The organism is Lacinutrix sp. Bg11-31, assembly GCF_002831665.1.
Lineage (GTDB): Bacteria > Bacteroidota > Bacteroidia > Flavobacteriales > Flavobacteriaceae > Lacinutrix.
Window position 1 is genome coordinate 1,977,774 of the sequence record NZ_CP025118.1, and the last position, 20,557, is coordinate 1,998,330.

The window sequence follows — 20,557 nt, forward strand, 5'->3', positions numbered from 1 at the left end:
TCTATTAGTCAATGCTTGTTTTTTTTAAAACTAACTAAGAATTTCACTACATAAAACAACAAAGCCTTGATTATATAATCAAGGCTTTGTTGTTTTGTAATAAGTTTTTAAAACTAAATCAGGATAAACCCTAACCGTTCATTGAGATTAAAAACTCTTCGTTATTTCTTGTTTGCTTAAAGCGCTCATTGATAAATTCCATTGCTTCTACTGGATTCATATCTGCAAGGTATTTACGCATTACCCACATTCTTTGAATTGTAACTTTATCTAATAATATATCATCACGACGTGTGCTTGAAGATGTTAAATCGATAGCTGGAAAAATACGACGATTAGAAATCTTACGATCTAATTGAAGTTCCATGTTACCTGTTCCTTTAAATTCTTCGAAAATTACTTCGTCCATTTTAGAACCTGTTTCTGTTAAAGCTGTAGCAATAATGGTAAGCGAACCTCCATTTTCGATGTTACGCGCAGCACCAAAGAAACGTTTTGGTTTGTGTAATGCATTTGCATCTACTCCACCAGAAAGTATTTTTCCCGAAGCTGGTTGCACAGAGTTATAAGCTCTTGCTAAACGCGTTATAGAATCTAATAAAATCACTACATCGTGTCCACATTCTACTAAACGTTTTGCTTTTTCTAATACTATGTTTGCGATTTTCACGTGTTCGTGAGCTTCTTTATCGAAGGTTGAAGCAATAACTTCTCCGCGAACATTACGTTGCATGTCTGTTACTTCTTCTGGACGTTCATCGATTAGTAAAATCATTTGGTATACTTCAGGATGGTTAGCTGCAATTGCATTGGCAACATCCTTAAGTAGCATTGTTTTTCCAGTTTTTGGTTGCGATACAATCATACCACGTTGTCCTTTTCCTATTGGAGCGAACAAATCCATAATACGAGTAGAAATAGTAGCTTGCTTTCCTGCAATGTTAAATTTCTCTTGTGGAAATAATGGTGTTAGATGTTCAAAAGACACGCGGTCTCTAACCACATCTGGACTTTGTCCGTTAATTTTATTCACTTTAATAAGTGGAAAATATTTTTCACCTTCTTTTGGAGGTCTTACGTTTCCTAACACTGTATCTCCTACTTTTAATCCGAATAAACGAATTTGAGATTGCGATACATAAATATCATCCGGAGAGGATAAGTAATTATAATCTGAAGAACGCAAAAATCCATAACCATCCTGCATAACATCTAACACACCTTCGCTTTCAATGATAGCATCAAATTCGAAATCTGGCTCACGGTAACGATTACGAGTGTCATCGTTTCCGTGCGTATTTCCATTTTTACCTTGGTTACGTTGATTATTCTGGTTTTTATTTTGGTTTTTGTTCTGATTATTCTGGCGATTTGGGTTGTTATCCTTTTTATCGTCTTTTTTATTTTGATGATTATGAACAGGCTTTTTATGCTGTGGTTTTGGCTGCTGTACCTTAGGTTGCTGTGCTTTAACTGGCTCTTTTACTTGTTTATTATCGTCTTTATTCTCTTTAATTTCTTTGCTTTCCTCCTCTTTAAAAGCTATGGTCTCTTTTTCTGCTTTTGGCATAACTTTCGCTTGAGGCTTTGGTTGTGCTTTTGGTCTAGGATTTGGCTTATTTGCCGCAGCACGTTGTACACGCTCTCTTTTAGGTTTTTCTTCAACTGCAGGAACAGGAATATCTGCTTTTACAACTTCTACTGCCTTAGGGTTAGCTGCTTGTTTATCTAAAATTTGATAAACTAAGTCTAATTTTTTTAATGAACGAAACTTTGGAATAGCTAGCTTTTTAGCCATATCCTGTAACTCAGGAAGCTTCATTTCTTTTAATTGTGAGATTTCAAACATGAATTGTTTAATTGAATATTTTTAGAAAAATATGTTTTTGAAAATTTCCGAAGAAAATTATAATGTGATTCTGAAGAATTAACGTATTGCTAATGTGACCATTGCAACGCGCTTGTGCAATTATACAACTTTATTTTAAATTTTTAGTTAAAATTTCCAAAAGAAGTTATATTTTTGAACCAGAAATTATTCGATTAAAATAAATGATACAACGCATTCAATCTGTCTATTTACTGCTTACTGCTGGAATTTCGGCTGGATTGATTTTTGTATTTCATTTATGGATAACTAACGAAGATGTAAAAGTCTTCGCAATGGATGAGCTTTTGTATTTTGGACTATTTTTAGGTTCTGCTGCTCTATCTTTGTTATCCATATTTATGTTTAAAAATAGGAAGTTGCAATTTGTATTGGGACGACTTAACATCATATTGAACGTTATTTTACTAGGATTTTTTGTATATCAATCTCTAAATGTATCTGGAGAAGCTTTGGTTTCTGAGAAAGGTATTGGGATTTTTCTTCCAATTCTGTCTATTGTATTATTGGTTTTGGCTAATAAGGCGATTAAAAAGGATGAAGATCTCGTAAAATCTGTAGATAGGTTACGATAAACCTAACATCTTAGTAGTATTAGTGCGTGAGCCCAAGGTGAAGATCTTGGGCTTTTTTATGTTCCTATTTTTTCTATCCTTAGTTCTTTCCAAAGAAAAGGAAACATTCTTGAGGCTGGTATAGAATCGAAACTTTTAATGCCTTTTTGGGAATTCTATAACCTCTAAATTCTCAATTTTGGTTCCATCTATAGTAAACCGAAGCATGGTTCTTACATTATGAAAACCGTGTATACCAACTGCTCCTGGATTCATATGGATTAAATTTAATTTTTTATCTGGCATTACCTTTAGAATATGCGAATGTCCACAAATAAAAATACGTGGAGGATTTTTATATATCTCCTCTCTTACTCTTACATTGTATTTATTTGGATAACCACCAATATGTGTAATCCATACATCTACATCTTCGCACATAAAACGATTATTCTCTGGGAATTCTAAACGCACTTTATCACCATCAATATTTCCGTAAACACCTCTTAATGGTTTTAGTTTTGCAATTTCATCTGTTACTTTTAAATCTCCAATATCTCCTGCATGCCAAACCTCGTCTGCTTGTTTAACGTATTTTAGTATATCGTTATCAATATGACTATGAGTGTCTGATAATAGTAGGATTTTTTTCATTTAAGTAGAACTTGTTTTTAGTGATTAGTACTTCCGCGAAAGCGTCAACCTTATTGTTTCGCTTTTATTATTATTTAGCATTTCTTTAGGAACAAAAACAATTATCTTTGTTTCTTTAGAAAACAAAAATACAAGTTTCTTTGCGATATTTTATAGAACTCTCATATAACGGAAAAGCATATCATGGATGGCAAATACAGCCTAATGCTATTTCTGTACAAGAAGTTTTAGAAAAAGGACTTTCGACTTTATTAAGAGAGCCTATTTCTACAATGGGAGCTGGTAGAACAGATGCTGGAGTTCATGCAAAACAATTGTTTGCACATTTTAATACTGAAGTAATCTTCGATATACCGCAAATTATATATAAATTAAATTCGTTTTTACCTGTAGATATTGCTATTAAAAATATCTTTAAAGTAAAAGCAGATTTGCATGCTAGGTTTCATGCCATTAGCAGACAGTATTTATATAGAATCGCTTTAGAAAAAAGCCCGTTTAATACAGAACAAGCTTTTTTACTAAAACCGAAATTAGATATTAAAAGACTAAAAGAAGCTACCAAAATATTATTGGACTATAAAGATTTTCAATGCTTTTCTAAAAGTAATACAGATGTAAAAACGTATAATTGTGATATAATGAAGGCTGAATGGCAGGTTGTAGGGAACGAACTTCATTTTACAATTAAAGCAGATCGTTTTTTAAGAAATATGGTTCGCGCCATTGTTGGAACACTTATTAATATTGGCATTGGCAAAGTTGAAGTGGAAACGCTTCACGATATTATTAAATCTAAAAACCGAAGCGAAGCTGGATTTTCTGTTCCTGCTCACGCTTTATACTTAACAAAAATTGAATATCCAGAAACAATTAAATTAGACATTGAGTAATAAAAAAGAGAACATATTCGACATTACCTTATTCAAGCGTTTGTTTGAATATACAAAACCGTATAAAACTGTTTTTTACGGTGTACTTCTATCTGTTTTAATTATTGCAGGTTTAAGTATTGCTACACCTAAATTACTACAAATAGTAATTGACGATCACATAAAAACAATGCAAGAAGAAGGCTTCTTGTATTACATTATTTTAATGATTTCTTTACTTCTATTACAAACAATTTTTCAATTTTTCTTTCAGTTTTATGCTGCTTGGCTTGGACAGAATATTGTGCAGGATGTTAGGATTTTACTGTTTAATCATATGCTAAAATTCAAAATGAAGTATTATGATAATTCTTCGGTTGGAATGCTAATAACACGAGCTGTAACAGACATGGAGCGCATTGCAGATATTTTTGGACAAGGCTTGTTTATGATTATGCGAGATTTAACTGTCATGTTAGTTATATCTATTTACATGCTCTCTACCAATATAAAACTTAGCTTAATAGTGTTTGTAACCATGCCAATTGTTTTGTATGCAACTAAGATTTTTCAACGTTATATGAAAACGGCTTTCGAGCAAGTGAGAACAGAAGTTTCAAACCTTAACTCTTTTGTACAAGAGCGCGTTACAGGAATGAAAATTCTTCAATTATTTACAAGAGAGACAACAGAAAACAGAAATTTTAAAGCTATTAACGAGCGACATAAAAAAGGTTGGTTAAAAACAATTTGGTATAATTCAATTTTCTTTCCAATTGCTGATTTCCTAGCGAGTATCACCACAGGATTAGTAGCATACTTTGGAGCATTAATGGTTCTTGTTGAAGGTACCGCAACTGTAGGTCAACTATTCTCGTTTATGATGATGATTCCGCTATTATTTAGACCGCTAAGACAAATTGCAGATAAATTTAACACGCTACAAATGGGAATGGTAGCTGCCAAACGTGTATTTAAAATTATTGACACCACATCTCAAATTGATGATACAGGAACAATAGAAGTTTCAAAATTTAAAGGTGACATTACTTTTAAAGATGTTCACTTTAGTTATGTTGAAAATGAGGAAGTACTAAAAGGCATTTCTCTTGATGTAAAATCAGGAGAAACTGTTGCTATTGTAGGCTCTACTGGAGCTGGAAAATCTACTATTATAAATTTATTAAACAGGTTTTACGAAATAAATAGTGGTGAAATTTTAGTGGATAATATCGATATTAAAACGGTAACTTTATCTTCATTAAGAAGTAAAATTGCAGTAGTGTTACAAGATGTCTTTTTGTTTGCCGATACTATTATGGTAAATATTTCTTTAAATAATCCTAATATTTCTGAAGCACAAGTAATACAAGCTGCTAAAGATATTGGTATTCACGATTTTATTTCTAGTTTACCAAATGGTTACAATTACAATGTAAAAGAACGTGGTGCTATGTTAAGTTCTGGACAACGACAATTAATCTCTTTTTTGAGAGCTTATGTTACTAATCCTAGTATTTTAATTTTAGATGAAGCAACCTCTTCGGTAGATTCGTATTCTGAGCAATTAATACAAAATGCTACAGATAAAATTACTAAAGGCAGAACTTCTATTGTTATTGCTCACAGATTAGCGACCATACAGAAAGCTGATAAAATTATAGTAATGGATGCTGGTGAAATTGTAGAGCAAGGTACTCACGAAGAACTACTTAAAAAAGAAAATGGGTATTATAGAAATCTTTATGAAGTACAGTTTTTAAAAGCTGATGTGGCTTAAGTAGAAAAACTAAATTCTATACCAAATATTTGTACTAATATTAGCGCAAAAACTACTCCTATAACTACAACAGCTAATACTACAAATAGCAGTGTTTTACTATAGTATCTCCTATTGCTAAACCATATATTCTTTTTAAAATATAGCCCAAATAAAGAATAGGAAAGAAAAAATAAAGCTAATAGTAAAAAAATTAAGCCCAAAAACCATGAGTAACAATGTGGACAAAGCTGTTATAATTATTACTTGAGCCGAATAATATAGGTTAACAACAATATGCTCTGTATAGTTATGTGTTCTTTTATTTGTTATATAAAAAACTAACCACGTCATAAAAGCAGTAATAGGAACTGTAACGATATATATATTAAACTCTAATAATTACTTATTACTAATTGAATTTGCCCTTGTGTTTTAGCAAAACCTTCAGGATCTTTAATATTTAAAGCATCTTTAAAAAAGATATTCATAATAAACAACTGCAATCCAAATAGGGTTAATACAATTGTAAAGTAGTTAATGACATTAACATACTTTTTACGTGTTCCGTTAATATAACTTCCAATAACCTTTTCTGGGCTTGTAAATAAATAAAATGTTTTTAAAAACTGATTATCATAATTCATATAACGGTAAGCAAAATCTTCGAATAGATTTAGCATCGTTAGCCTATTTTTAATCACTTTTGCTCCACAACCATTACAGAAGTTTATTTGTTATGGCAATAGCCTTTTACAATTTTTACAAACCATATTTAAATTAAGTCTTCTTTAATAATTTCTATTAACTCTGTAGAATCTTTAAAATCTACAAACGTTCCGTTTTTAAAACAAGAAATTTGTCCAGTTTCTTCACTAACTGTTATTGCAATAGCATCAGTACGTTCTGTAATACCAACTGCTGCTCTGTGTCTTAATCCAAAACGTTGTGGAATGGTTTTCTCGTTATTAACAGGTAAAATTACACGTGTTGCTTTAACAATATTATTTTCTATAATTATTGCACCATCATGAAGCGGACTATTTTTAAAGAAGATACTTTCTATAATAGGCTGCGTAACTTTAATATTCATCTCGTCTCCTGTACTAACCAAAAAATCAAGATTATTTTCACGCTCTAAAACTATTAGTGCACCTGTTTTAGATGTTGCCATTTTGTTACAAGCCGCAATTATAACCTCAATATCTGTAGAAGATGCAGAAACTCCTTCCATTTTTAAAAACTTAATATGTTTTAAAAAACCACGTTTAGAGGCGAAGTTTGTAGAGCCAATCATTAATAAAAATTTTCTAACCTCTTGCTGAAACACTACAATTAAAGCTATAAACCCAACACTAATAAAACCGCCAAGAATTTTTGTTAGCAATACCATTTTAAGCGCTTCTACAATTAAATAGATGAAGTAAATAAACACAATACCAAGAAAAATATTAATGGCAACTGTGCCTCTAACTAATCTATATATATAATATAAAAGCAAGGCAACTAAGAAGACATCTATATAGTCTATTATGCCGAAGTTTAGTATGGTGTCGAAAATTTCCAATGGTAAATATTGATTTTAGAATGATTAAATATATTAATTAAAGAGATACTCTTCATTATTAATTATAGTATTCTCTAAATTTAATTGAGATAGCTTAGATTTAAAAGTGATATAATCTTGAAAAGATAATTTTTGATTGAAAGCTAAATTTAGTGTTTTGGTGTTTTCGTTTTTAGATAACACCTCTTCTAATTGACTAGCCAGATTTGGCATACTAGTTTCTTGATCTAAACTATCTAATGCTAAAATTTGAATTCTATTTGTATCAATAAATGCTAAACTGATATTATTTTTCAAATCAAACTCTTTGCTCTCATAAACATAAACCACATCAGTAAAATCAAGAAACCCTAAATTTTTAATACTTGTATCGTTACACGTATAATAATTACGAGCGCTTTCATTTTTATGGCTAGAGTTTCGCTTTTTCTCTTGTAATTCAATAATTGACGGAATTACTTGTTTTAGAGTTAAACGTTTGTCCACATTTACTAACCAATGCGTTGAGATTATTAAATTACCTTTATTTAATTCTAAACTATCTGGTTTGGTTTCATCGTAAAAAATATACGCTGGAGACACATCTGTTATTTCAGTAATTGTGGCATTTTCTATTTCTGGAAGTAATACAGATTTGTCACTACAACCCAATAAAACGATTACAGATAAAACGATTAATAATTTTTTCATTTATTTAAGTTGATTAAAAAGTGTGACACATTCTACTGCTTCTTTAACATCGTGAACTCTTAAAATAGCAGCTCCTTTTTGCAAGGCAACCATATTTAACGCTGTTGTTCCATTTAGAGCTTCAGATGCAGAAGTTTCTAATGTTTTGTAAATCATAGATTTTCTAGACATGCCAGCCAACAAAGGCAAATCGGTTATTTTAAAACCTTCTAAAACGTTTAATAATTCGAAATTCTGATTTAATGTTTTAGCAAACCCAAAACCTGGATCTATAATAACATCTTTAATCCCTAAGGCTCTAGCTTTTGTTATTCTTTCAGAAAAATATAAAATAATATCTTTTAAAATATTATTATATTCTGTTTGTTGTTGCATTGTTTTTGGAGTACCACGCATATGCATCATTATGTACGGCACATTTAAGTTAGCAACTATTTCCAACATATTATTATCTAAATGTCCTGCCGAAATATCGTTTACCAAAGCAGCTCCTTTTTCAATACATTGTTTAGCAACTTCTGCACGAAACGTATCTACAGAAATTATAATTTCTGGAAACTGTTTAACCAATAATTCTATAATTGGAATTATGCGTTGGAGTTCTTCATCTTGAGAGACTTCATCTGCATTTGGCTTAGAGCTATAAGCACCAACATCTATAAAAGTAACACCATCATCAAGCATTTTTTGTACTTGGTTAATAATATTAGACTCCTCTTTATACATTCCGCCATCATAAAAAGAATCGGGAGTAACATTAAGAATACCCATTACTTTTGGTGTAGATAAATCGATAAGTTTTCCTCTGCAATTAATGGTCATTGATAGCTTTATATTTGTTGTTTGTAGCACATTTAAAAACTATAGATGTGAAACCTTGACTTTTAGACAATTTTATGCGAAATTTACGGAAAATTTGAATTAATATATGCAAGATACTTCAAAACAATATGATGCTGTTATAGAAACGTGTCGCAGTCTGTTTATTAATAAAATGAGTGACTATGGAAGCGCATGGCGAATTTTAAGATTGCCATCGTTAACAGATCAGATTTTTATAAAAGCACAACGTATTAGAAGTTTGCAACAAAACGATGTAAGAAAAGTTGATGAAGGTGAACAAAGCGAATTTATAGGAATTATAAATTATTCTTTAATGGCGCTTATTCAGCTTGAAAAAGGTATTGTAGAGCAACCCGATTTATCTACAGAAGATGCTACCGTTTTATACGATAAAAAAGTAGCCATCACCAAACAATTAATGCTAGACAAAAACCACGATTATGGTGAAGCTTGGCGAGATATGCGTGTAAGTTCTTTAACCGATTTAATTTTACAAAAATTATTACGCGTTAAACAAATTGAAGACAACGCTGGTAAAACAATTGTAAGCGAAGGTATAGACGCTAATTATCAAGACATGATAAATTACGCCATTTTTGCTATGATTCATTTAAACGAAAAATAATTGTCATTCTTGCGCAGCCAGGAATCCACTTATAAACTATAATAATTAAAATAGATTCCTGCCTTCGCAGGAATGACAGAAGATTATGAAATACTTAGTTCACATTTGCAGACTATTAGTTGGAGGATTATTCATCTTTTCAGGATTAATAAAACTTAACGATCCCTTAGGTTTCTCTTACAAACTACAAGAATATTTTAGTTCAGAGGTATTAAACCTACCGTCTTTAGATCCTTACGCTTTGGGTATTTCGGTATTTGTAGTTGTGCTAGAAGTTGTATTAGGCGTTTTTCTATTAATTGGTTACAAACGTAAGTTCACCATTTGGATGCTTTTAGGAATGATTGTCTTTTTTACATTCTTAACTTTCTACGCAGCTTATTTCGAAGTTGTAAAAGACTGTGGTTGTTTTGGCGATTTTCTTCCTTTAAAACCATGGAAAAGTTTCACAAAAGATTTAATTCTACTTATTCTTATACTTGTTTTAGTCGCAGGAATAAAACATATAAAACCAATATTTGGTAAGTTCCCAACGACTATTCTAGCATTATTAGGCTTTATTGGTAGTTTATGGTTTGGTTACCATGTGTTAATGCATTTACCAACTTGGGATTTTAGAGCCTATGCTGTTGGTAAAAACATTGCAGAAGGTATGGTTGTGCCAGATGATGCACAAAAAGCGGTACAAGAATACACTTGGACCTTTAATGTTGGTGGAGAAAACCTAGAATATGTTACCGATGGTAGTTACCCAACTGTAGATGGAGAATACGTTAGTGTTGAAACTAAAATTTTAATAGAAGGATACGATCCTCCAGTTAAAGATTTTTCTATCGAAACTGATGATGAAGATTTTACCACTAAATTTTTAGCCGAAGATCACCTTATTATGGTAGTCGCTTACAATCTTGAAAAGGCTAACGAGCAAGGCTTAAAAAACATTAAAAAAGTAACAGATAAAGCTATTGAAAACGGCTATACGGTAATTGGTTTATCATCTTCAGGAGACGAAGACAAACAGTATGCAAAAGAAAAATACGGTTTCGGTTTCGACTTCTATTTATGTGATGAAAAAGCATTAAAAACAGTAGTACGTTCTAATCCTGGAATTTTAAAATTAGAGAAAGGAACTGTAATGCAAAAAGAGCATTTTAACGATGCCGAGGAAATAGACTTACCTAAAGTTGAACGCAAACCTGAGCCAGTTGTTATAATAAGCACTGCTTACTTTGTTAACGAAGAAGAAGTAACCAAAGACGAAGTTGAAGCTATAGATCCTGAGACAATTGAAAGCATGAATGTTATAAAAGAAGGTTCAGAATTAGAAATACTTAATTCAATGACCTCAAGTAACTATACCGAGTTAATAAAAATAACACTAAAAGAAGAATAACCTGATAAGCTACCTCTTAAATAAAACATTCTATGCACTACTCACCTTATTTGGAGTAGTCACTGTTATATTCTTTTTATTCAATATCTTACCTGGAGACCCAGCACAAATGATGCTGGGACAAAACGAAGATAGCGAGCAATTAGCCATCGTTAAAAAAAAATATGGTTTCGATAAATCTGTAGGCACACAATACCTATATTATTTAAACGACCTCTCTCCTATCTCGTTTCACTCTAATACAGAAGACGATTACACTTTTTTAAGACCTCAAAAATATTCGGAAGCAAAACTCTTTACTATCGGTAATACAACAACCGTTTTAAAGTTTCCATACTTAAGAGAATCCTTTACAAAACAAGGTAAAAAAGTAAGTACTGTTTTAGCCGAAACACTACCTAACACATTTGTATTAGCTATTTCAGCCATAGGCATAGCTTTATTTTTAGGCATAAGTTTAGGCATAATTTCAGCATTAAAAAAAGACACCTTTTTAGACAAAGCAATACAAATACTTAGTACTATTGGCATGAGTATTCCTTCGTTTTTTAGCGCTATTCTATTCGCTTGGTTTTTTGGTTTTGTGCTTCATAAATACACCAATTTAGAAATGACAGGTAGTCTTTTCGAACTTGACGACTTTGGCGAAAAAGTAAACATTAAGCTTAAAAACTTAATCCTTCCCGCATTAGTTTTAGGCATTCGCCCATTAGCAGTAGTTATTCAATTAATGCGAAATTCATTATTAGAAGTTTTTAACCAAGATTACATTCGTACAGCACGAGCAAAAGGCTTAAGCGAATTTCAAATTATAAAAAAACACGCCATTAAAAACGCATTAAATCCAGTAGTAACCGCAATATCTGGTTGGTTTGCCTCTATGCTAGCAGGAGCCGTTTTTGTAGAATATATTTTTGGATGGAATGGACTTGGTAAAGAAATAGTAAACGCATTAAACACATTAGATTTACCTGTAATTATGGGTTCTGTGTTAATTATAGCCTTACTCTTTATAATTATTAATATTTTTGTAGATATTATCTACGCTTGGTTAGATCCAAAAGTAAAACTAGAATAAAACAACATTTATTATGAGAAAAAATATAGTAGCCGGAAACTGGAAAATGAATAACGATTTATCGCAAACCGAAGTATTAATAACTGAGCTTTTAAAACAAAAGCAAACGTCTAATGCAGAAGTAATGATTGCACCAACATCTGTAAATCTATTTCAAGCCTTCAATGCTACAAGAAACTCAAACATAGAGGTTGTAGCACAAAACATGCACTTTGCAGACAATGGTGCTTATACAGGAGAAATTAGCGCTAAAATGTTAAAAAGCGTTGGTGTACAAACAGTAATTTTAGGACACAGCGAACGTCGTGCTTATTTTAACGAAACAGACCAACTTTTAGCAAAAAAAGCAGACGCTGCCTTAAAAAACGACATGAGAGTAATCTTTTGTTTTGGCGAAGAATTAGCCGATAGAAAAGCAGGTGACGAAGAAAAAATAGTAGGTGATCAAATTAAAAATGCGCTATTTCATTTAGAAGCTTCTGCATTTAAAGACATCGTTTTAGCCTACGAACCTGTTTGGGCAATTGGAACTGGCGAAACAGCAAGTCCAGAGCAAGCACAAGACATGCACAAGTTTATTAGAGAGACATTAAACAGCAAATATGGCGAGCAAGTATCTCAAGACATGACTATTCTTTATGGCGGTAGTGTAAAACCTGCAAACGCTAAAGAAATCTTTAGTAAACCAGACGTAGACGGAGGACTTATAGGTGGAGCAGCCTTAAAAGCCGACGATTTTTACGCCATAATAAATGCATTTTAATTAAATAATTTGGGCGTTACCACAAGGGTCGCGTTTTCCATTATATCTTTTCTGCGAAGTAGTCCTAAACTTGTTTTAGGATTTTTTTAAAATTATTTCTTTCTTTAAAAAGAAGTATAAATTAAAATAATTCGCAAAAAAGGATGCCATTACAACCGCTAACGCAGGAGTACCTGCCAGAAACAAAGACTATTCAATGTCAAATACAATATACATAGGTTATTATTTTACAGTAAAACCATTACAACCAGCAACCGAAATTCTAATTGCAGAACTTGGTTACGCAGGATTCGAAAGCTTTGTTGAAACCGAAACCGGAGTTACAGCATACATCCAAAAAGAAGAATGGAGAGAAGATATCTTACAAGATATTTACGTGTTAACAAGCGATGAGTTCGAAATCTCTTACACTTTCGACGAGATAGAACAAGTAAATTGGAATAGCGAATGGGAGAAAAATTTCAATCCAATTATAGTGGATAATCTTTGCTCTGTTCGTGCACCGTTTCACGAAAAGCCAGACACGCAATACGATATTATTATAGAACCAAAAATGAGTTTTGGTACAGGACATCATGAAACAACACATATGATGATACAACATATAATGGCAAACGATTTTCAAGGAAAATCTGTTTTAGATATGGGATGTGGTACAGCCGTTTTAGCAATCTTAGCCGAAATGAAAGGTGCAAATCCAATAGATGCTATAGATATAGATAACTGGTGCTATTTAAATAGTGTAGAAAATGCAGAACGTAATAATGCTAAAAACATTACTGTTTACGAAGGTGACGCCAATTTATTAGTAAATAAAAAATACGATACTATTATAGCAAACATAAACCGTAATATCCTTTTAAACGATATTAAGACTTATGCAAAATGTTTAAACGGAAATGGTTCTCTATTTTTAAGCGGATTCTACGAAGCCGATATTCCAACTATTGAGAAAGAATGCAATACAAACGGTTTAAAGTTAAAAAATAAGTTAAAACGTAATGATTGGGTTGCTTTACATTTCGAAAATTAATATTTTAGCATAAAATACTGTAAATGAGCATCAAAGAAAAAATACAGGAACAACACGATGTTGAAACGTTAGAAAAACCAAACAACGAAATTGTGGTTTATAACGACGACTATAACACTTTCGATCACGTTATAGATACACTTATAAAAGCCTGTAAACACACACCAGAACAAGCAGAACAGTGTACAATTTTAGTACATTACAAAGGACAATGCACAGTGAAAACAGGTGATTTAAAAGATTTAAAACCTATCTGTTCTAGCATTTTAGAAGCAGGAATTGATGCTGAGATTATATAATCTCAGCATTAAATTTTGCTAAAAAATCTAAAAAACGCCTCATAATTCAAAACCGTTTTATTCTTATAAAATTTCAAAATCTACTATTATTAGGTTCTATTAATAGATTTATCATAAAACATTAACCGCCTTTCCTAAAAACAACACTTTAATGTAACTTTTGTTACAGCAAAAATTCATATTAAGAGCTATTTTTGGGTTATAAATTCAATTTCTTTAATAGTCTATAAATGAAAACTTCAATAATAGTACAAAACTTAAAATGTGGTGGTTGTGCTAATACAATCACTTCAAAACTATCTGAAATTAATAATGTTTTAGATTTAAAAATAGATATCGACGAAAGTAAAGTATCTTTTAATTACAAAAACGAAGTAGACGTTTTAGCTGTAAAAGACAAACTTAAAACTTTAGGCTATCCTTCTATCGAAGATATAAACTCTCTAACCTCTAAAGCTAAATCTTTTGTAAGTTGTGCAATTGGTAAGTTTTAAAAATAATTAAAATAATGAAAAAAGCAATTCTTCTCGTTTTCTTTTCATCAATAATTTTTAGTTGTAATCGTTCAAAAGATAATAAAACCAATTTAGAAGAAAGTAAAAATACTATAAGCATTTTAGACACTTCTGCTTATGCAGAACGTGGTTTGCAATATGCTTTTTCAACCAAATCCGTTTTGGGTAAAAACCTAATGAGTACTATTCAAAAAAAAGGAACATTAGAAGCTTTAACGTTTTGTAATACACAAGCGTATCCTTTAACAGATAGCATGACTGTTGTACATAAAGCTACTATAAAACGAGTTTCGGATAAAACTAGAAACCCAAACAATCAAGCAAATAAAAAAGAATTAACTTATATTAATTCTTTTAAAAATGATATTAAAAACAATAAAGAACATAAACCAATTGTAGATTTATTAGAAAACAAAATTCAGGTATATTATCCAATTACAACTAACACAATGTGTTTACAATGTCATGGAAAACCTAATGAAAATATAGAAAAACCAATTCTAAAAAAATTAGCAATACTCTATCCAAAAGATAAAGCTACAGGCTATAATATTAATGAAGTTAGAGGTCTTTGGAGTGTTACATTCGATAAATAAATTAAATCAGGTATGAGTAAATTTTCAGAAATAACAAACCAGTATTAATCGATTTTTTTTTGCAACATGGTGTGGACCATCTAATATTTTAAAACAAGTAAAAGACACTTTAGGAGAGAATATTTCTATTATTAAAATAGATGTAGATAAAAACCAATCACTTGCTATAAAGTATCAAGTAATGGGTCTACCAACAATGTTACTGTTTAAAAAAGGAAAACAAGTTTGGAGACATTGTGGTGTATTACAAAAAAAAACGAAATTATTATAGCTTAAAATTAAAACAATATTTCAATAAATATTCTGCAAATAAAAAACCAGCAATTTCAAAAAGCTTTGAAATGTGCTGGTTTTATTAGTGACCTCGACTGGATTCAAACCAGTAACCTCTTGAGCCGTAATCAATAAACCACACAAATTAACACTACTACTCTACTACCTAAACACCTTGTAAATCAGCATTATGCAATAAAAACACTACTATTTAGTAATATCTATTACTGGTTTATTATGTTGTTTTTTCTGCAAATATTCTGCAAATGACATATATTTGCAGAAACTATTATGCTATGAGTTACAACATTTCTATCCGTTTAGATACGCGCAGAAAAAAAGATTCAGGAATGTATCCTATAAAACTTCGTGTTTATGGAAAAGCTACTCAAAAAGAGAAATGGTACAACTTAGACATCGACTTAACCGAAGTTGAGTATGAAGAAATTTGGCTTAACCCAAAAAACAAAAATCTTAGAGGTAAAAACAAAGACTTACGCTTAAAACTTCAAGCAATAGAGAATAGAGCTAATGATGAAGCTGAATCAATGGATGCTTTCGATTTTAAAAAATTTGAATTTAAACTATTTAGAAAAACTTCAGATAAAAATAATGTACACTATCATTTTAATCTTGCAGTAGAAAAAAACATTAAAAACAATAAAATAAACACTGCAGAAAGTTTTAAATACACACTAAATTCTCTAGGTGGTTTCAGTAAAGAAATAAAAAAATGCACCATAGAGAAATTAAGGTTTCAAGATATTGATATTGATTGGTTAAAGGATTATGAAAAATACATGTTATCTAATGGAAAAAGCTATACCACTATTTCGATTTACACTAGAACTTTGCGTGTTATTTTCAATACCGCCATTGATGCTAACGACCTAAATAGTGAACACTATCCATTTGGTAAGAACAAATACAAAATACCACGAACTAAAAAAGTAAAAAAAGCTTTAAATTCTAATCAATTAAAAGTATTATTTAATGCTACAACAGCAAACGACAATGAAGCAAAAGCAAAAGATTTTTGGTTTTTTAGTTTTGCTTGCAATGGTATTAATTTAAAAGATATTGCTCTTTTAAAATACTTAGATTTTAAAGACGATAAATTCACATATTACAGAGCAAAAACATTTGACAAAACTGCTGAAAAAACTGAGATTATTATATACCTAACAGATTTCACCTCAAGTATTATAGAAAAATATGGCAATAAATCTAAAACAGGTTTTGTATTTGATATTATTAATAAAAATGATGATATTTTAGAACAATACAAAAAAATTAAAAACTTCACACGCTACATTAACGACCATATTAAAAGAGTTGCAAAAGCGAATAATTTACCTAACGATATTTCTACCTATTGGGCTAGACATAGTTTTGCTACCAATTCATTACGTAAAGGCGCTAGTATGGAATTTATAAGTGAAGCCCTAAACCATAGCGACCTTAGTGTTACTAAAAATTACTTTGCAGGTTTTGAAGATGAAGCCAAGAAAGATTTTGCTAACTCAATAATGGACTTTTAAAAAGACTATATGTTAAAAAAAATAGATAATCGTTACTCTATTTCCAAAGAAGAAATAGCTGAATTTATTAACAAAAAAGGTTATAATCATTTCATACCTCATATAAAAGAATCTATTGATTTATTTAAAACTTATGTAAATAACGAAGAAATCTTTGACCAATATTTGGCATATATTAAACAAGAAATTCATTCATCAATTCCTCAAAATGAAATTGACAAATGTGATTTTTGCAAAGGAATAGGCAAGGATGATAAAGATAAAATATGCATTGATTATATTGAAGATGCATATATCGATTTCATAGCTGAACTAACTCTTTATACGACTAATATTAGAAATAATATTCAATTCTTCAACACCATGGAATTAAGAGAATTATCGGATGAATTTATTAAACATTTCTCCTATGTAGATGGTACAATCATTTTTAAAAGAAAAGAGTTTTATAACATTATATCAACACACCTACTTCTCTCAATACGTGAATATTACAAGGAACTAAATACTGACATTGCTATTAAAGAGTTACACAAAAACTTGGAAGAAATTGAAAATCATATATTAATTGCAAAAAACACAAATAGAATTATTTTAGATTTTGTAAAACCACAAGTTAAATTATTAAAACAACAGTTAAAATATTACAAAAACAAGAAAGAAAATAGCAGCAAATTAGATGACTCGAAACCAACAAGTATATACGACATATATAAAAATGTGTTCTGTAAATCTATGCCATATGATATAATTGTTGAACACTTTGAAATATTCACTTCCAAAAACAGCAAAAACGGTGAACCTTTTTTAACAAAAAAACAATTGGATTTATTTATAAAAAAAGCTTTTTGCGGAATACCTAACATACAAAAACAAACCTTTAACCAAGCACCAAAAGGGGAAAAATTCTTAATTCAATATAGGTTTAGAGAGTTTTATGAGAATTATTGGGAATACTTCGGAACAGGTCAAGTTCAAGAAAATTTCATAAAACTGTTAACTGAAAACTTTACAAATTGGGAATATGAAAATGTAAAGAATAATTTCAAAACCAAACCAAAAAAAACAATTTAATTACTTCAGTTACTACCTCAACTACTTTTGTTATTACCACAACTACAGAACTCTAAAAAAACCTATAACTAAAGACTATCATTGACTATTATTAATTTAAAATAGCTCAAAATGATAGCATTTGAACAAACGCAACTAGACGTTGCCGAGGTTAAAAAAGACCTTAAAGAATTAAAAGCCTTAATCGAAAAGGCAGAAACAAAATCCCTAACGGACGACCCACAAACTATTGATGAAATAGTTAAATTATCTGGCTACACAAAACCAACTCTTTATGGTTATTGTCAGAAAAACACAATCCCACACCACAAAAAAAACGGTCGTTTATTCTTCTTTAAGTCCGAAATAATAGATTGGATAAAAGAGGGAAAACAAAAAACCATTATAGAAGTAGAAGCCGATGCTGACACTTTATTGTCTAACAAAAGAAAAAGGTTTCAATAATGGGAAATACAATAACATATAAACCAGATGGTTTAGCAATCTTAGAAGATATTCACGCAGACTTACTAAGCTCATTAGCAAATTCTAATAATTCGTTGTCAATAAGAATACTGAACAATTTATTAGAGAAAATAAATATTGCTATACAAGTAATTAAATACAAACCCAGATTACCACTTTATCAAATTGAAGAAAATATTATAAAAACTTGCAAAGATGATAACACTATACAACGCGCAGTAGTTGATTTTAGATTTGTTGAAAAATTTAAAAAAATTGACCTTTCTAGAGCGTATTATTTAACTATAAACATATAATTATGAAAGATACATATCTTAGAATAGGAACTGCATATTACAAAAAAGTAAAAATGCCATTAAATAGTAAAGACACTATTAAGTTGTTAGCTCCATGGTCTAAAAGTGAAATTATTACAGACCATGATAAAGAATTCGCAAAAAGCATTCCAAAATATGATGGCTTTTGCTTAATACCATCACACACTAATTTCGAACACGTTATTAATGGTTTTTATAATAAATACGAAAGATTAGATCATACTCTAACTCAAGGTGATTTTCCCGAAACCGAAAAATTTCTAAAACATATTTTTGGAGAGCAATATCTAATTGGGTTAGACTACTTAAGTATTTTATGGAAAAAACCAATGCAAGTACTACCTATACTTTGTCTTGTTAGTAACGAGCGAAATACAGGGAAAACAACCTTTCTTAATTGGGTGAAGCTAATATTTCAAAACAATATGACTATCAATAATAATGAAGATTTTAGAAGTCGATTCAATTCCGATTGGGCTTCAAAACTAATTATTGCTGTAGACGAAGTACTACTAGATAAAAGAGAAGATAGCGAACGTTTAAAAAACTTATCTACTGCTAAAACTTACAAGAGTGAAGCAAAAGGGAAAGACAAAATAGAAGGTAACTTTTTTGGCAAATTTATATTATGCTCGAATAACGAAAAAAACTTTGTCTATATCGACAATTCAGAAATAAGATATTGGGTGCGTAAAATTATTCCTTTTGATTTATCAGCAGACAAACCAAACCTTTTAGAATCGCTAAACAAAGAACTACCTCATTTTATAAATTTTATAAACACCAGAAAAATCTATAGTCCTAGAAAAACAAGAATGTGGTTTACAAAAGAACAGATACACACAGAAGCTTTAGATATATTAATGAATGGAAACAAAACTTTTCTAAACAAAGAGTTAGAACAAATATTATCAGACGAGTTTATACAATTTGATACTGAAGAATTAAAATATTCAGTTGGCGATTTAGTAGATAAACTTAATAAAAACAATATTAGAACCAATTCTTTTAAAATAACCGACCTTATAAAAAATGAGTACCAATTAGAATCTAAGAATAGTACATACACTAAATATCATATGTCAATGACTATGGCAAACAATCCCTTTGTTGAAGAATCTAAGCACAGAGGACGTCATTACACATTTACGAAAGAAATGTTTAAGGATATAGATTAACTTGTTGATTTGTTGATTAATTACTGTAACGCCATGCTAGCTGGCACTTACGGTAATAAACAACAACGCAACAATAAAGCAACAACAGTAATTTTGTAAATACTACTGCATTGTTTATCGCTTGTTTACATACAAATCTTACTATTAAAACCACCAACAACAACAACAACAACAACAACAACAACAACAACAACAACAACAACAACAACAACAACAACAACAACAACAACAACAACAACAACAACAACAGCAACAACCAACAGTAAACCAACAGCACTCCTATTCGTATATATTACTACATCGTTTAATGCTTATTTACACGTAAAACCCTCAATTATCTTGAGGTTCTACAAGCCAACAACAACCAACAACAGAGTACCAACAGTATTCGTTTCTGGCACACTACTACGTTACTTAATGCTTATTTACACGAAAACCTTTATTCTTTTGCAGTTGCAACAAACCAACAACAACCAACAACAAAATACCAACAGTATTCTTTTTAGGATTTACTACTACAACTACATTGCTTAATGCTTGTTTAAGTATGAAATCCTCAATTATTTTAAGGTTCAAACAA

Annotated in this window: 23 protein-coding genes and 1 pseudogene; 17 read left to right on the plus strand and 7 right to left on the minus strand. The window is 30.6% G+C overall.

Going from position 1 to position 20,557, the window contains the following annotated elements:
- Window positions 1–130: 130 nt before the first annotated feature.
- Window positions 131–1,849 (minus strand): transcription termination factor Rho, encoded by a 1,719-nt coding sequence (gene rho / locus CW733_RS08900; protein WP_100996861.1) that lies wholly within the window; start codon window positions 1,847–1,849, stop codon window positions 131–133.
- A 203-nt stretch (window positions 1,850–2,052) separates the two neighbouring features.
- Here rho and CW733_RS08905 point away from each other — a divergent pair, with 203 nt between their 5' ends.
- A complete protein-coding gene (locus CW733_RS08905) occupies window positions 2,053–2,463 on the plus strand; it encodes a DUF4293 domain-containing protein (protein WP_100996862.1) in 411 nt (136 codons plus the stop codon).
- Window positions 2,464–2,598: 135 nt separating this feature from the next.
- On the opposite strand, the gene CW733_RS08910 is transcribed toward CW733_RS08905, so the two are convergent.
- A complete protein-coding gene (locus CW733_RS08910; protein ID WP_100996863.1) occupies window positions 2,599–3,096 on the minus strand; it encodes a metallophosphoesterase in 498 nt (165 codons plus the stop codon).
- A 140-nt stretch (window positions 3,097–3,236) separates the two neighbouring features.
- On the opposite strand from CW733_RS08910, the gene truA reads away from it, so the two are divergent.
- Window positions 3,237–3,989 carry a tRNA pseudouridine(38-40) synthase TruA gene (gene truA, locus CW733_RS08915; RefSeq protein WP_100996864.1) on the plus strand — a complete coding sequence of 251 codons (753 nt, stop codon included), beginning with the start codon at window positions 3,237–3,239 and terminating at the stop codon, window positions 3,987–3,989.
- Window positions 3,982–5,748 (plus strand): ABC transporter ATP-binding protein, encoded by a 1,767-nt coding sequence (locus CW733_RS08920; protein WP_100996865.1) that lies wholly within the window; start codon window positions 3,982–3,984, stop codon window positions 5,746–5,748. Before truA ends, CW733_RS08920 begins: the two co-directional genes overlap by 8 nt.
- 374 nt (window positions 5,749–6,122) lie before the next feature.
- On the opposite strand, the gene CW733_RS08930 is transcribed toward CW733_RS08920, so the two are convergent.
- The 4 genes from CW733_RS08930 to folP form a co-directional block, all read right to left on the minus strand.
- Window positions 6,123–6,410, minus strand: a complete 288-nt coding sequence (locus tag CW733_RS08930; protein WP_100996867.1) for a DUF3667 domain-containing protein — start codon at window positions 6,408–6,410, stop codon at window positions 6,123–6,125.
- A 92-nt stretch (window positions 6,411–6,502) separates the two neighbouring features.
- On the minus strand, window positions 6,503–7,294 hold the full coding sequence (locus CW733_RS08935) for a diadenylate cyclase (protein ID WP_100996868.1): 792 nt from the start codon (window positions 7,292–7,294) through the stop codon (window positions 6,503–6,505).
- Window positions 7,295–7,327: 33 nt separating this feature from the next.
- Window positions 7,328–7,984 (minus strand): hypothetical protein, encoded by a 657-nt coding sequence (locus CW733_RS08940; RefSeq protein ID WP_100996869.1) that lies wholly within the window; start codon window positions 7,982–7,984, stop codon window positions 7,328–7,330.
- On the minus strand, window positions 7,985–8,806 hold the full coding sequence (gene folP / locus CW733_RS08945) for a dihydropteroate synthase (RefSeq protein WP_100996870.1): 822 nt from the start codon (window positions 8,804–8,806) through the stop codon (window positions 7,985–7,987).
- Between the two features lie 106 nt (window positions 8,807–8,912).
- Here folP and CW733_RS08950 point away from each other — a divergent pair, with 106 nt between their 5' ends.
- The 14 genes and pseudogenes from CW733_RS08950 (at window position 8,913) to CW733_RS09015 (ending at window position 19,977) form a co-directional block, all read left to right on the plus strand.
- Window positions 8,913–9,452: a DUF1599 domain-containing protein gene (locus CW733_RS08950; protein WP_100996871.1), complete on the plus strand. Its 540-nt coding sequence runs from the start codon at window positions 8,913–8,915 to the stop codon at window positions 9,450–9,452.
- A gap of 85 nt (window positions 9,453–9,537) precedes the next feature.
- Window positions 9,538–10,845 carry a BT_3928 family protein gene (locus CW733_RS08955; RefSeq protein ID WP_100996872.1) on the plus strand — a complete coding sequence of 436 codons (1,308 nt, stop codon included), beginning with the start codon at window positions 9,538–9,540 and terminating at the stop codon, window positions 10,843–10,845.
- Window position 10,846: 1 nt separating this feature from the next.
- Window positions 10,847–11,923 carry an ABC transporter permease gene (locus CW733_RS08960; RefSeq protein WP_100996873.1) on the plus strand — a complete coding sequence of 359 codons (1,077 nt, stop codon included), beginning with the start codon at window positions 10,847–10,849 and terminating at the stop codon, window positions 11,921–11,923.
- Window positions 11,924–11,936: 13 nt separating this feature from the next.
- On the plus strand, window positions 11,937–12,686 hold the full coding sequence (gene tpiA, locus CW733_RS08965) for a triose-phosphate isomerase (protein WP_100996874.1): 750 nt from the start codon (window positions 11,937–11,939) through the stop codon (window positions 12,684–12,686).
- Between the two features lie 196 nt (window positions 12,687–12,882).
- Window positions 12,883–13,719 carry a 50S ribosomal protein L11 methyltransferase gene (gene prmA / locus CW733_RS08970; protein WP_100996875.1) on the plus strand — a complete coding sequence of 279 codons (837 nt, stop codon included), beginning with the start codon at window positions 12,883–12,885 and terminating at the stop codon, window positions 13,717–13,719.
- Between the two features lie 23 nt (window positions 13,720–13,742).
- A complete protein-coding gene (locus CW733_RS08975) occupies window positions 13,743–14,018 on the plus strand; it encodes an ATP-dependent Clp protease adaptor ClpS (protein ID WP_100996876.1) in 276 nt (91 codons plus the stop codon).
- Between the two features lie 230 nt (window positions 14,019–14,248).
- Complete coding sequence (locus CW733_RS08980) at window positions 14,249–14,512, plus strand: heavy-metal-associated domain-containing protein (RefSeq protein ID WP_100996877.1); 264 nt, start codon at window positions 14,249–14,251, stop codon at window positions 14,510–14,512.
- A 14-nt stretch (window positions 14,513–14,526) separates the two neighbouring features.
- Complete coding sequence (locus tag CW733_RS08985) at window positions 14,527–15,129, plus strand: DUF3365 domain-containing protein (RefSeq protein WP_100996878.1); 603 nt, start codon at window positions 14,527–14,529, stop codon at window positions 15,127–15,129.
- 20 nt (window positions 15,130–15,149) lie between these two features.
- Window positions 15,150–15,400, plus strand: a pseudogene (locus CW733_RS08990) (thioredoxin family protein).
- Between the two features lie 298 nt (window positions 15,401–15,698).
- Window positions 15,699–16,943, plus strand: coding sequence for a phage integrase SAM-like domain-containing protein (locus CW733_RS08995; RefSeq protein ID WP_198520068.1), 1,245 nt, complete (start codon window positions 15,699–15,701; stop codon window positions 16,941–16,943).
- A gap of 9 nt (window positions 16,944–16,952) precedes the next feature.
- Window positions 16,953–18,017, plus strand: coding sequence for a hypothetical protein (locus tag CW733_RS09000; protein ID WP_100996881.1), 1,065 nt, complete (start codon window positions 16,953–16,955; stop codon window positions 18,015–18,017).
- A 111-nt stretch (window positions 18,018–18,128) separates the two neighbouring features.
- Window positions 18,129–18,461 carry a helix-turn-helix domain-containing protein gene (locus CW733_RS09005; protein ID WP_100996882.1) on the plus strand — a complete coding sequence of 111 codons (333 nt, stop codon included), beginning with the start codon at window positions 18,129–18,131 and terminating at the stop codon, window positions 18,459–18,461.
- Window positions 18,461–18,778 (plus strand): hypothetical protein, encoded by a 318-nt coding sequence (locus tag CW733_RS09010; RefSeq protein WP_100996883.1) that lies wholly within the window; start codon window positions 18,461–18,463, stop codon window positions 18,776–18,778. Before CW733_RS09005 ends, CW733_RS09010 begins: the two co-directional genes overlap by 1 nt.
- A 2-nt stretch (window positions 18,779–18,780) precedes the next feature.
- Window positions 18,781–19,977 carry a primase-helicase family protein gene (locus CW733_RS09015; protein WP_100996884.1) on the plus strand — a complete coding sequence of 399 codons (1,197 nt, stop codon included), beginning with the start codon at window positions 18,781–18,783 and terminating at the stop codon, window positions 19,975–19,977.
- A 125-nt stretch (window positions 19,978–20,102) separates the two neighbouring features.
- Here the strand turns inward: CW733_RS09015 and CW733_RS16705 are convergent, their stop codons facing one another.
- Complete coding sequence (locus tag CW733_RS16705; RefSeq protein ID WP_255411454.1) at window positions 20,103–20,237, minus strand: hypothetical protein; 135 nt, start codon at window positions 20,235–20,237, stop codon at window positions 20,103–20,105.
- Window positions 20,238–20,557 lie beyond the last annotated feature (320 nt).